Raw genomic sequence first — 13226 nt, 5'->3', positions numbered from 1 at the left:
GCCGCGGACAGCGACGGGGCACGACTCGACGAGCAAACGAGGTCAGACGCGGCGCAGGACTGCGGTGACGATGCCGAGGATCGACGCGTGGGTGCCGTCGATCGGGTCGTAGGCGTCGTTGTGCGGCATCAGCCAGACCTGACCGTCCTTCTTCTTGAAGGTCTTGACGGTGGCCTCGCCGTCGAGCAGCGCGGCCACCATGTCACCGTTGTTGGCGGTCGGCTGCTGGCGGATCACGACGTAGTCGCCGGAGCAGATCGCGGCGTCGATCATCGAGTCACCGGAGACCTCGAGCAGGAAGAGGGTGCCGTCGCCGACCAGGCTCTTTGGCAGTGGGAACACGTCCTCCACGCGCTCCTCGGCCAGGATCGGGCCACCGGCGGCGATGCGGCCCACGAGCGGGATGTACGTCGCCGCGGGCACCGAGTCGCCGATGCCGGTCTCGTCGTACGCCGTCTCCTCGGCCGCGCCGATCGACCGGCGGGCCGCGAGCACCTCGGGCAGGAAGACCTCGATCGCGCGCGGGCGGTTGGGGTCGCGCTTGATGAACCCCTTCTGCTCGAGCACCTTCAGTTGGTGCGAGACCGAGCTGGAGGAGGTCAGGCCGACGGCGTCGCCGATCTCGCGCATCGACGGCGGGTAGCCCCGCGTCTCGAGGGCGTCGCGGATGACGTTGAGGATCCGCTGCTGGCGCGGGGTCAGACCCGTCGCGTCCGGAGGGCCGTCGGGGAGCTCGGAGACCTTGCGGGGAGGAGTCGCCATCGTCTGCGCCTTACGTCGGTGGATCGGGTGAGTTCAACGTAGTGGGATCACACGCGTTGTTCAAACACCTGTTCGAACGTGTCGCGAGAATCTTCGACCCGAGGAAGGCCAGGAAATGTGAGGCGGGGCGGGGCTGCCTTCCCTTGCAGCCTCCGCCCCGCGTCTTCCCCATCCCGCGCGCCGGGGTCGAGGCGACGCGCGGGAATCTGGGCCGGCCACCCACCAGTGGTGGCCGGCAGTCTGTGTCACCCAGCCGGAACGAAGAGCTCCTGGCCGGCGTAGAGCATCGCGCTGTCGAGCGCGTTGAGCTTCTCGATCGCGTCGACGGTCGCGCGGACGTCGCCGCCCGCGGCGTGGTCGGACGCGATCTGCCAGAGCGTCTGGCCCGGGGCGACGACGATGCGCTCGGTCGCGGTCGGCGTGCCTGCGGACTCGGGCGAGGCGCTCGAGCCGCCCATCACCACGAAGGCGAGAGCGAACGCGACCAGGAGAGCACCCATGAAGAGAACGAGACGGCCGCGGCGGGTCAGCCGGAGCTGACCGGCGGGGGCGGCAGTCGAGCGCGCCGGGCGCGCCGTGCGGGCCGGGCGGACGTCGAACGTGGGGGCGAAGCTGATCGTGCTCATCGGGACCTCCGGGGAAGAGTCGGTCGGGGTGACGAGCGAATGTCTAGTCAGGACCCCCGACAGAACCGGCACCCGGTCAAGGCGGGAGATCGATCAGACGTTCGATCGAACACGTGATCGAAGTTAGATCATGTGTTCGAACGATGCAAGGCCTCGTTCGAAAAAAGATTCGAGGCCTGCGTCACGCAGCTTCAGCGTGCGGCGCGGCGTCCGCCGCCGGGGCGGACGGCTGCCTCGGGGGAGCCGGGCGGCGGCGAGAGGATGCCGACGACGGTCAGCAGTCGCACGCCGAGCATGAGTCCGGCGAAGAGGCACGAGGCCGCGCCGATGCAGGCCAGGACAAGGAACATCCACGCGGCACTGTTGCCCGAGCGGGCGGTCGCACCGAAGTCGATGGCGGCCCAGACGAGGTAGCCCCAGGCGACCACGGCGAAGGTGACTCCGGCGGCATAAATGGCCACGTGGCGGTCGTTGGACCGTGGGGGCCGTGCACTCCGGGGCGCCTTGCGGCTGCCTGCGTGCTTTGCCCCCGATGTCACGCCGAGATTCTGTCACGGCGCGACACGCGCGACACGCAGACCGCAGATTTTGTCGACCAGAAACCAGCTCTTCCGTGCTGACCTGCGCTTTTGCGACCTGGGCCACATCCGACACGCCCTGAAGCCCAATCCGGCCCGAAATGCAAGGTTGCGGCCCTGGGGGTCGCGACGTACGGTTACCACTACATCTAGTAGTTACACCGTTGTGGTTTTCCACATGTAGTCAACAGATGTGAGCCGCGCCTCAACAGAAGGCGCCGAGTTATCCACAGGCCAGACCCGCGAAAGGAGCCGAGTCATGCACTGTCCGCACTGCCGCAACACCGACACCCGCGTGCTCGACTCCCGCGTGGCCGACGACGGTAGCGCGATCCGCCGGCGCCGGGTCTGCCCGGCCTGCGACCGCCGCTTCTCCACGGTCGAGCAGATGCAGCTCATGGTCTCGAAGCGCTCCGGCGCGACGGAGCCGTTCAACCGCGACAAGGCGATCAGTGGCGTGCGCAAGGCCTGCAAGGGCCGCCCCGTCACCGAGGACCAGCTGGCTCGCCTGGGGCAGGACGTCGAAGGCGCCCTGCGTTGCAGCGGCCAGGCGGAGTTCGCGGCGCACGAGGTCGGCCTCGCCATCCTCGGCCCGCTCCGTGCGCTCGACGAGGTGGCCTACCTCCGCTTCGCGAGCGTCTACCGGGCGTTCGAGTCGGCCGACGACTTCGCCAAGGAGATCGACGCGCTGCGCCTCGAGCGCGAGGCCGCCGCGGCGGCGTACGAGATGGACCGGCAGGAGAAGGACCTCACCCACACCGGGTGACCACAGACCGGCCCGGCACAGAGTGGGGAAGCTTCGTGTCGGGCCTCCATGCAACAACAGCACCACTGGCAACACCCAGCACCAGGGCACCAGCAGCACCGAGCAGCACCCAGCAGGGCATCAGGCCGCACATCAGGGGAAATGGAGAGACGATGACCGAGACGGTTTCCGCCGCACAGCAGGCGACGGGGAAGGGACTGAAGATGGAGCGCGTCTTCAGCACCGAGGGTGTTCACCCGTACGACGCGATCACGTGGGAGCGACGCGACGTCGTCCAGACCAACTGGAAGACCGGCGCGACCGTCTTCGAGCAGCGCGGCGTGGAGTTCCCGGACTTCTGGTCCGTCAACGCCTCGACGATCGTCACCACCAAGTACTTCCGTGGCGCCGTCGGCGCCCCGGACCGCGAGCAGAGCCTCAAGCAGCTCATCGACCGCGTCGTCGGCAAGTACGTCGCCGGCGGCCGTGACAACGGCTACTTCGCCACCGAGGCCGACGTGAAGGTCTTCGAGGACGAGCTGACCTGGCTGCTGGTCAACCAGTACTTCTCCTTCAACTCCCCGGTCTGGTTCAACGTCGGCACGACCGCTCCCCAGCAGGTCTCCGCGTGCTTCATCCTCGCTGTTGACGACTCGATGGACTCGATCCTCAACTGGTACAAGGAGGAGGGCTTCATCTTCAAGGGCGGCTCCGGTGCCGGCCTCAACCTCTCCCGCATCCGCTCCTCCAAGGAGCTGCTGAAGTCCGGCGGCACCGCCTCCGGCCCGGTCTCCTTCATGCGCGGCGCCGACGCCTCGGCCGGCACCATCAAGTCAGGCGGCGCCACGCGTCGTGCGGCCAAGATGGTCGTCCTCGACGTCGACCACCCCGACATCGAGGAGTTCGTCGAGACGAAGTGGCGCGAGGAGGACAAGATCCGCGCCCTCCGCGACGCCGGCTACGACATGGACCTCGGCGGCAAGGACATCACCTCGGTCCAGTACCAGAACGCCAACAACTCGGTCCGCGTCTCCGACGAGTTCATGAAGGCCGTCGAGGCGGGCACCGACTTCGGCCTGAAGTCGCGCACCACCGGCGAGGTCATCGAGAAGGTCGACGCCCGCGAGCTCTTCCGCAAGATCTCCGAGGCCGCGTGGGCCTGCGCCGACCCGGGTCTGCAGTACGACGACACCATCAACGCGTGGCACACCAACCCCGAGACCGGCCGCATCACCGCGTCCAACCCGTGCTCGGAGTACATGTCGCTCGACAACTCGTCGTGCAACCTGGCCTCGCTCAACCTGCTGAAGTTCCTCAAGGACGACGACACCTTCGACGCCGCGCTCTTCGCGAAGGCCGTCGAGGTGATCATCACCGCGATGGACATCTCCATCTGCTTCGCCGACTTCCCGACCGAGGCGATCGGCAAGACCACCGTCGACTACCGCCAGCTCGGCATCGGCTACGCCAACCTCGGCGCGCTGCTCATGGCGATGGGCCTCGGCTACGACTCCGACGGCGGTCGCGCGATGGCGGCGACCATCACGTCGCTGATGACCGGCACGTCGTACAAGCGCTCGGCGGAGCTCGCCGCGATCGTCGGCCCGTACGCCGGCTACGCCCGCAACGCCGACGCCCACAAGCGCGTCATGCGCAAGCACCAGGCGGCGAACGACGACGTCCGCACGCTGCACATCGCCGACGCCGAGGTGCACAAGCTGGCCACGCAGGCCTGGGCCGACGTCCTCAAGCTCGGTGAGCAGAACGGCTTCCGCAACGCGCAGGCCTCGGTGCTCGCGCCGACCGGGACCATCGGCTTCATGATGGACTGCGACACCACCGGCATCGAGCCCGACTTCTCGCTGGTGAAGTTCAAGAAGCTCGTCGGTGGTGGCTCGATGCAGATCGTCAACCAGACGATCCCGCGGGCGCTGAAGAAGCTCGGTTACCAGCCCGAGCAGGTCGAGGCGATCGTCGCCTACATCGCCGAGCACGGTCACGTCATCGACGCCCCGGGGCTGAAGACCGAGCACTACGAGGTCTTCGACACCGCGATGGGTGCGCGCGCCCTGAAGCCGATGGGCCACGTCAACATGATGGCCGCCTGCCAGCCGTTCCTCTCCGGCGCGATCTCGAAGACCGTCAACCTGCCGGAGTCGGCGACGGTCGAGGAGATCGAGGACATCTACCTCCAGTCGTGGAAGCTCGGCCTCAAGGCGACCGCGGTCTACCGCGACAACTGCAAGGTCGGCCAGCCGCTCGCCGACGGTGGCGGCAAGGCGAAGAAGGACGCTGCCGACAAGGCTGCGGCCGCCGAGACCGAGGTCGTCGAGAAGATCGTCGAGAAGGTCGTCTACGCCCCGACCCGCAAGCGCCTCCCGAAGTCCCGCGTCTCGCGCACCACGTCGTTCACCGTCGGCGGTGCCGAGGGCTACATGACGTCGGGTGCCCACGAGGACGGTTCGCTCGGCGAGGTCTTCCTGAAGCTCGGCAAGCAGGGCTCGACCCTGGCCGGCGTGATGGACGCCTTCTCGATCGCCACCTCGATCGGCCTGCAGTACGGCGTGCCGCTCGAGACCTACGTCGCGAAGTTCACCAACCTCCGCTTCGAGCCGGCCGGCCTGACCGACGACGCCGACGTCCGCATGGCGCAGTCGATCATGGACTACATCTTCCGCCGCCTGGCCCTGGACTACCTCGACTTCGACGCCCGCTCCGCGCTGGGCATCTACTCGGCCGAGGAGCGTCAGCGCCACCTGGAGACGGGCTCCTACGAGCCGCTCGAGCTCTCCGAGTCGGAGTCGCTGAAGACCGTCGACCAGCCCGTCGTCGCCGACCGCCCCGCGGTCGTCGAGAAGGAGACCGTGGTCGAGGCCGAGGTTGTGGAGCCGGCTGCTGAGCCCGCTGGTCGCGCCGCCAAGACCTCCGCCGAGCTGCTGGAGATCATCACCGGCACCGCCGTCGACTCACCGCTGTGCTTCACGTGTGGCACGAAGATGCGGCCCGCTGGCTCGTGCTACGTCTGCGAGGGTTGCGGCAGCACCTCTGGCTGCAGCTGATAGCTAAGCCCGTACGACGAGGGGCCGGTCACCGCAAGGTGCCCGGCCCCTTGACGTCCGTATGTGGACCGAGATCAACGCCGGATCAGCAAGGACCTTCGGCTCGTTGTGTGGCAACCATCTCGCGGTCGAAGTCGAGGGCGGGTGCAGAAGTCGACAGGTCTTCTCCGACACCGATTGGGGCTGGTGACACGGCAATCGGCCAGGTCCGCTTGGCGCTGAGTCAGCAGATCAATGCGTTGATGCGGTCGAACAGCGCGCTGGCCTTGACGAGCGTCGTGTCGCTCAACTTCGGCAGGAGCGTGACCTGCTCACGGAGCAAGTAGGCGGATGGCTTGTAGTGGTTCAGTGCTCCACCGGCGATGCGGTGCTCCTGGAAGTGCTTCTCGACGCGCGCGACGATTCGACCGCCCTTGGCGGTCAGGTCGCCGACCTTGATCTTCGTCTTGTAGGCCCCGTTGACGAGGTCCAGATAGAACGAGTCGGTGAACAGATCCTCAAGGTCCGCGTCGGCCTGACCGGCGACCTCGCTGACCAAAATGAGGGCATCGGAGGCAAGCCTGCCGTTTTGCTGGAGCGTTGCGACCCGCGCCCTGTCCTTGCTGTTGGAGTCCATGAGCACCGCCACGTTCAACTGGTTGGCGCCGATCAGGCTCACGAACGTCGACAACTTGTCTGCGCCGCCGACCGGCGTGACCGTCCAGCGGTCATCAAGCGTCGATCGGCCCTTTGCCTCACAGGCCTGCGACAGCAACTGGAGGTAGAGGAGGTCGCTGGGGCCTTCGACCAGGAGGCAGTTCGGGCCTACGAAGAGAGTTTGGGCAAGGTCATAGCCGAGTGCGCCCTGGAGCGGAAAGAGGGTCTCGCTGTCGGTGGTGTAGACCTCCGATGACACCTTCGTGCCCTTGTTGTCGACGTCTTGCACCGTGCGGACCCGGTCGATCCGATTCGGCTGGATCAGGAACGGCGAGTGAGTGGAGTAGATGACCTGGTGGTTCTGCTCGTCTGCGAGTCGGTCCTGAATAAAGCGGAGGAAGTCGCCCTGTGCGGTCGCGTGGAGGTTCAGACCGGGTTCGTCGAGCAGGATGATCGTCGCTCGGTTCTCGTCCACCTCGATGTTCGAGAAGTAGGCGAAGAAGGAGAAGAACCAAACGAAGCCGCGCGAGCGTTCGTCAAACGGCACCGTCACTCGGTGGCGCTGGTTGCGGATGCGTACGTGGACCACGGGGCCGGTGTTGAGCGGCGGCTCGTCGCTCGGGTCCGCGGGCGCAACGTCGATGAAGACTTCGAGATCCTTGTTCTGGGACCAGAACCGCATCACGTCGTCGGTGATGCCGTTGGCCGCGCCTTCGAGTTCGCGCATCATCGCCTCGTAGGAGTTGTTCTCCAGGTCGTCGAGGTCCGCATTGACGGTCGCAAGCAGTGACAGGAACGTCTGGTCTGCGGGGGTAAGCGTTCCGTTGTTCTGCTTCTCGCGCAGGTTGGGGATCGAGACATCGCCCTTCATGACGTTGTAGTCATCGAAGTAAAAGAAGCGTGGCAGCCAGGGGTGCAGGTAGTCGTCGATGATGTGGCGTGCCAGGTTCTGGTCACGCCATCCTTCAATCTCGGCGATCAGTTCCTTCACGGTCGAATGCGGTTCTTCGACCTTGGACAGGATGTCGAGCAGGTCGGCGAAGGTCTCGCTTCCCGCTGCAACCTTGGCGGTGTCGGCGGGCAGTTGAAGGGCCGACACCTTGTGCGCGACGGCAACCTCCTCGTGCCGTGGCAGGTCGTACGAGATCCCCGATCCGTAGCCCTTTGTCACGATGACCTCGCGACGCTGAAGTACGCCAGCGCCGAAGTCACGCTCGATCGCCTCGAACTCGCCGTCGTCCAGACGGAACGTCGCTGTCAGAACGTTTGCCGGGCCCTCCTTCACCTTGGAGCGCTTGTAGGCCGACGAATGGCGACTGGGATAGTCCATGACCTCGTCGTAGGTCTTCTTGCCCTTGATCGGGTTCAGCGGGTTGAGAAGGTGCAGCGCCTGAAGCACGGCCGTCTTGCCTGACTCATTCTTTCCCACGAGACAGGTCACATCGTTCTCAAAGACGATCTCACCGGAGTCTTCAATGCTCCGGTAGTTCTGGACTCGCGCATTTACGAGACGCACTCGCAACCTCCTTTGTCAGGGGTGGTGACCCCGTTCCCGCGGACGACCGCCGCCCAGACCACCGCCCGGCTTGTCCGGTTTCGAAGTTACTTGGAGCCCCCGACAATTGACCTCTACTACCCAACGTCCAGTCGCATGCGGAGGCTAGGCGCACGGCCTCTTCGCTGCGGCAATTCCGCAATCGTGGCCCGACGCCGACTGGCACCATGGTCGCGTGCAACACGACCTGGACCGCCTCGGCTCGCAGTCCTTTCAGGACCTCGCCGCGGCACTGGTGGTCGCCGAGTTCGGCCCTTCGGTCCAGATCCTGGGTGCCGGTCGCGACGGTGGTCGCGACATGTACTTCAACGGTGCACTGAATTGGCCAACCCAGTCTGAGCCCGAGGAGACCCTCGATGGCTACACCGTCTTCCAGGTGAAGAAGAAGGACCGGCGCGCAGAGGAACCGCACAAGAATGCGGCATGGCTCTGGGGAGAGATTCGCTCGGAACTTGAACTCTGGGCTGACCCGGAAAAGCGGCGAAACCCGATCCCAGACAACCTCGTGTTCATCACCAACGTGCCACTGTCGCCCGATCCCGACGCGGGTGGACTCGCAACCATCCAGAAGTACATCGCGTCGTACGTCGCCCAACTGGCGACCGACAAGTACGACGTAACCGATGGCGCCGAGCGCCGCGCGAAACTGGGCCGGATCGAGAAGATCAAGACATTCCGCATCTGGGAGGGAAACCAGGTCGATGCGATGGTTTCCGCTCATGGTGCGGTGCGGAGAGCCTTTGCGGCGTTGCTCACTGCGGCCGACGTCTTTGCGCATCTCGCCGACTTCACGGATCGGCTACCGCTCGACAAGTTGGAGGAAGGGCTCCGCGCTCACGCCCGTTCGGCCCTGATCGGTGAGCGCACCCTCTACTTCGACGATGCTGGAGCGGTCGCCTCGGGCACGCCGATCGAAACGGTCGCCATTGACCTGGACCTAGAGGCGGGCCCGGACGGCGACGCCGCTACCCTCTTTGGGCATGTCCTGGCGCAAGGGGAACGCGTCCTGCGTCCCCGCCTTGGACTGCATTCTCAGCGTCGCCACATCGTTGTGGCTGGCGGACCGGGCAACGGCAAGACGACGTTCTCAAAGTTCCTCGTCCAGATCTACAGAGCAGCCTTTCTCGACGGCGCCCCGCACCTGTCCGCCGAGCATCAGGAGGCCATCGAAGGAACGCGCGAGCGTTTGGCGTCGCTCGGGCTGGCGTTGCCGCACCACCGCCGCTGGCCCATCCGTATCGATCTTGGGGAGTACGTCGAGGAGGGCGGACTCAGCGAAGACGCCACGCTTCTGCGGTGGATCGCCCACAAGGTTTCCAAGCAGTCGAATCTCGGTGACGTGACGCCCAGTGCCTTGGACTCCTGGCGCCGCCAATGGCCGTGGTTCGTCGTCCTCGATGGGCTCGACGAGGTCACCGAGCCGCAGACGCGGAAGCGGCTGATCAGCCAAATTGCGACGGTTGCAGCCGATGCCGACGGCGACAACTGCGACCTGCTGCTAGTCGTGACAACACGCCCGACCGGCTACGTGGAGGCCATCAGCCCCAACCTCTTCCAGCGCGTTGACCTCGCCCGCCTGACTCCTGCTCAGGCACTCGCTTACGGAAGACACGTCACGCGTGTTCGCCTCGGTGCCGACGCGGAGCGAATCGAGGACGTCGAGAAGCAACTGACCAAGGCTTCCAAGGATGAGGCTCTGCTGGACCTCATGCAGACCCCTCTGCAAGTTCTGATTATGACGATCATCGCCGAGCATGCTGGGCGCCTTGCTCCCGACCGCTACGGCCTCTTCTGGGGCTACTACGAAACTGTTCTAAAGCGCGAGAAGGGCAAGTCAGGATCGCTGAGCGGCCTGATCAAGGACTGGTCGCCGCAGATCACCCGATTGCACGAGCGCATCGGTTTTGAGTTGCAGGCCCACAGCGAGAACGCAGATGGTTCTGCCGCCATCATCTCGCTCGACCGCGTTCGTGCTGTGGCGTGGAAAGTGCTTCATGAGTCGGGCCTCGACCCGTCGAGTGGTGACGCGGACCTGCTCGACAGCATCGTTCAGGCAGCCACGCATCGGCTCGTGCTTCTCGCGCCGCACGGCGATCAGGGACTCGGATTTGACGTCCGGCAACTACAGGAATTGATGGCAGGTCGCTATCTGACGACGGGCACGGTGGACCGAGTCATCGAGCGCCTTCGGCGGGCCGCTCCAAGCCCACACTGGCGCTTCGCCTGGCTCTTCGCTGCTGGTCGCTACTTCGCCGAGCCGCAGGACCACCAGCACGAAGCGATCGTGGCGCTAGTGGAATCGCTGGACGACTCGGCAACGGATCGGCTCGGGTCCCTGTGTCCAGTGGGGCCGGACCTCGCACTGGGCATCATTGACGATGGGATGGCAGCGCCCCACCCTGCTTTCCAGCGGCGCATCCTCGCTAGAGCCTGCGGGGCTCTTCGACAGCCACTCCTGACAGACAGGCTCTCGGTCGCCCGCGCCCTGATGAAGGCTGCCGACTCACGCGACGATCTCCGCAAGCAGATCGGTGATGCGATGAGGCTGGCGCTCAATTTCTCGCCGTCTGCCCGCAACACAGTGGAAGGAGTGCAGAGCCGCATCTCTGGGCTGGCTTCGAGCGCCCCAATCCGGACCGACGCCTCGATGCTCGCCGGGGTGAAGACCACCAAGGGGGGCTTTGAGAACGAACCCGATCCCGCTTGGTGGCTGGAGCGGCGAGAGCAGTTCCTGCACTATGCAGCTGGCGAATCATGGGAGTCGAGCGCCATCGACGCTGCCGCGGAATTGGGCTTCATGTATGACGGGGTGTGGACTCCGACGGCCAACTTGGTGGCTCTGATGTCGTTGGCCGATGGAGCCTATGCATTGGAGGCATCGTTGGCTGACGTGAGCATCCATGCCCCGCAATTGGCCGCAGGTCTGCGCGATGAGGTTCTCGCCGAGGTGGCGCGGCAGCCGATCGGCGACTCGCTCACTTGACAGGGCTCTCCGACCGTGGCCCCGGCAACCCTCGGCGTTGTCTCACCCCGCGCTCCTCGCTTACCAAATCCACGCCGAGCGTCTTGAACCAAATTCGCGCGAAGCCCTCTGTGGGGCCGCGCTAACACCCGTCACACGCCAGCCTCTCCCGGAAGGTGATGACTTCAACCTGATCGCTGTCGTGTGCTCCCGCCAGGTTCCCTTCCAGCCATCGGCCGTGCGCCGTTCCACGGGCGGCACATCGCGTCAGCGCTGCTCGGCTGCTGCGTCCTGCGCGAACGCCTTCCCCATGCGATAGATAGTTGCGGCGTAGGGGAATAGCGGTGAGGTCGAATACAGGACATGCGCCGGTATAGCTAGCCGGTACGACGAGGGCCGGTCACCGTGATGGTGGCCGGCCCTCTCTTCATTTTGTCCATTCTCCTGCGGGTCTCCCGTCACCCCTGGAACCCTAGCCTGGCTAGAAGTCGACTGGACTACGGGAGAGATGCTGGATGGCCGACGATAAGAAGTTGACCCAGAACGCTGGGGAAACCACAACAGCCGACATCTTTAGCACCAAGCACTTTCTCCAAGTTCCATTCTTTCAGCGGTACTACCGGTGGGAGCCGGCCAAGATCGCGCGCTTTCAGGACGACGTGTTGGGCGTCGTGGATCGACCCGATGACGCGCACTTTCTTGGCGCGATCATCACGGCGCTTCGCCCTAAACCCAGCAATGTTCATCCGAACCTTGTGGAAGTGATCGATGGTCAGCAGAGATTGACGACGGTCTACATTCACCTCTGCGCGGTTGTGCACGAGTTGCTCGAGCGTGACCTATTTGGTGAGGCAAGTGAGCTCTTCCTTAGCTGCGTGGTTCAGTACCCGTACTCGGGCCAGTTGAGCAACGTGCGGCTGCACTCGGCCGGCAAGGACCGACAGGCCATCAATGAGATGGTCGATGGCCTTCTCCAACACAAGCGGTTCCAAGACGAGCATCTCCCCTCGGAATTCAAGCTCAAGAAGCTACCAACGGTGAGTGGCGCGTCCGGGTCGAAGAGTAAGGTCGCGCCCAATTTCAGGCTGGCGAAGATCTGGCTGAAGGCTCAGGTAGCCGAGTACGGAATCGAGCGCGTTCGCGAGATCCGCGAGGCGTTGCTTGGGAACTTGACAGTGGTGGACATCCTCGTGACAAGTCCTGCCCAGGGCCCGCGGATCTTCAACAGTTTGAACTCAAAGCAGGAGCCTATGAGCACCGGAGACCTGGTGCGAAACGATGTCTTTTCAAGGCTCGCGGACAGTGATGTTTCGGAGCTCGAGGCGCTCGATGAGGAGCACTGGTCGCCCTTCTACAAGCGCTTCGATGTCGACCAGAAAATTGATCCTTTGTTCGATGGCTACTTTTTCCCGTTCGGCCTGATCCGGAATCCTCAAGCAACGACGGCGACGGTGTATCAGGGCCTGCTGCGTGATTGGCAGGGCAAGACACCCATACAGGTCATCGCGGAGCTGACCGTCTACCAGGATGCGTATCTCGCGTTGGCTTCTTCGCGTCCACTCGAGAGCGGGCCGAAGAATCTCGAGGCAGCCATGAAGAAGTTGGTCGATGCCCGCACGCCGTCATCGATCTATCCGTTTGCAATGCGCTTGGTCGTCGAGGCCCAGAGCGGCGGCGATGGCGACATCGCCGTTGCGGTCCAGATTCTCGATCTCCTGCAGGCTTTCCTGGTGCGCCGTGGCTTGACTGGAAAGGAGCCAACTGGGCTGCACGCGGTGTTCAAGAAGCTCTGGGCCGACTTGCAGGATGACGTCACCCCAGCTCGGGTGGCGAAGGAAATCGCCAAGCACAAGACCGTTGAACGGCCTACGGACGCCCTACTTGCTCAACAGATTCCGACGCGAAACGCGTACAGCATGAAGATCACGCCATTCGTACTTCGTGAGTACGACCTGAGCTTGCAAGGCGACGACGTCGGCATGCCTGCTGACATTGAACACGTGCTGCCCCAGAATCCCGACAAGGGCTGGGATTCATTCAGCAAGGAGGACCGCGTCGCTTTGACCCACACGCTCGCGAACCTGATTCCACTCACAACAAAGATGAACTCGGCAGCCTCCAACGATTCCTATGACGCCAAGCGACTGAGGTTTAAGACATCGGCGTTCAAGACGCCCCGAGCGCTGGCCGAGGACTATGTGATCTGGACGCCCGCCGATCTCGCTCATCGCGCGCAGCGGCTGACCGAGTGGGCACTTGAGCGCTGGCCGGACCCTTTTGCGGCCGAGTAACGAGCGACTGAC

General features: G+C 64.5%; 8 protein-coding genes. 4 read left to right on the top strand and 4 right to left on the bottom strand.

The annotated features are described in order from the left end of the window. Positions 1-42 precede the first annotated feature (42 nt). The 3 genes from lexA to VLF38_RS01520 all read right to left on the bottom strand — a co-directional run bounded on the left by lexA (position 43) and on the right by VLF38_RS01520 (position 1849). Complete coding sequence (gene lexA / locus VLF38_RS01530; RefSeq protein WP_325269527.1) at positions 43-762, bottom strand: transcriptional repressor LexA; 720 nt, start codon at positions 760-762, stop codon at positions 43-45. Between the two features lie 245 nt (positions 763-1007). Further along, positions 1008-1388, bottom strand: a complete 381-nt coding sequence (locus VLF38_RS01525) for a LysM peptidoglycan-binding domain-containing protein (RefSeq protein ID WP_325269526.1) — start codon at positions 1386-1388, stop codon at positions 1008-1010. Positions 1389-1579: 191 nt separating this feature from the next. Next, positions 1580-1849 (bottom strand): hypothetical protein, encoded by a 270-nt coding sequence (locus VLF38_RS01520; protein WP_325269525.1) that lies wholly within the window; start codon positions 1847-1849, stop codon positions 1580-1582. A 376-nt stretch (positions 1850-2225) separates the two neighbouring features. Between VLF38_RS01520 and nrdR the strand changes: the two genes are divergently transcribed. Together nrdR and VLF38_RS01510 are read left to right on the top strand one after the other, a co-directional pair. Then, on the top strand, positions 2226-2732 hold the full coding sequence (nrdR, locus tag VLF38_RS01515) for a transcriptional regulator NrdR (protein ID WP_325269524.1): 507 nt from the start codon (positions 2226-2228) through the stop codon (positions 2730-2732). A 152-nt stretch (positions 2733-2884) separates the two neighbouring features. Beyond that, positions 2885-5770, top strand: a complete 2886-nt coding sequence (locus tag VLF38_RS01510) for a vitamin B12-dependent ribonucleotide reductase (protein ID WP_325269523.1) — start codon at positions 2885-2887, stop codon at positions 5768-5770. Between the two features lie 223 nt (positions 5771-5993). Here the strand turns inward: VLF38_RS01510 and VLF38_RS01505 are convergent, their stop codons facing one another. Continuing rightward, positions 5994-7922, bottom strand: coding sequence for an ATP-dependent nuclease (locus tag VLF38_RS01505; protein WP_325269522.1), 1929 nt, complete (start codon positions 7920-7922; stop codon positions 5994-5996). A 214-nt stretch (positions 7923-8136) separates the two neighbouring features. On the opposite strand from VLF38_RS01505, the gene VLF38_RS01500 reads away from it, so the two are divergent. Both VLF38_RS01500 and VLF38_RS01495 read left to right on the top strand, forming a co-directional pair. Further along, positions 8137-10944: a hypothetical protein gene (locus VLF38_RS01500; RefSeq protein ID WP_325269521.1), complete on the top strand. Its 2808-nt coding sequence runs from the start codon at positions 8137-8139 to the stop codon at positions 10942-10944. Between the two features lie 494 nt (positions 10945-11438). After that, positions 11439-13214: a DUF262 domain-containing HNH endonuclease family protein gene (locus tag VLF38_RS01495; RefSeq protein ID WP_325269520.1), complete on the top strand. Its 1776-nt coding sequence runs from the start codon at positions 11439-11441 to the stop codon at positions 13212-13214. Positions 13215-13226 lie beyond the last annotated feature (12 nt).

This window comes from Nocardioides sp. (assembly GCF_035481145.1).
Lineage (GTDB): Bacteria > Actinomycetota > Actinomycetes > Propionibacteriales > Nocardioidaceae > Nocardioides.
The sequence above is the reverse complement of the archived record's forward strand: the minus strand, read 5'-3'. Positions and strand labels throughout refer to the sequence as shown.

Coding starts and splice junctions, on each gene's coding strand:
- lexA (WP_325269527.1), bottom strand. CDS start 762: ATGGCGACTCCTCCCCGCAAGGTCTCCGAGCTCCCCGACGGCCCTCCG.
- VLF38_RS01525 (WP_325269526.1), bottom strand. CDS start 1,388: ATGAGCACGATCAGCTTCGCCCCCACGTTCGACGTCCGCCCGGCCCGC.
- nrdR (WP_325269524.1), top strand. CDS start 2,226: ATGCACTGTCCGCACTGCCGCAACACCGACACCCGCGTGCTCGACTCC.
- VLF38_RS01510 (WP_325269523.1), top strand. CDS start 2,885: ATGACCGAGACGGTTTCCGCCGCACAGCAGGCGACGGGGAAGGGACTG.
- VLF38_RS01495 (WP_325269520.1), top strand. CDS start 11,439: ATGGCCGACGATAAGAAGTTGACCCAGAACGCTGGGGAAACCACAACA.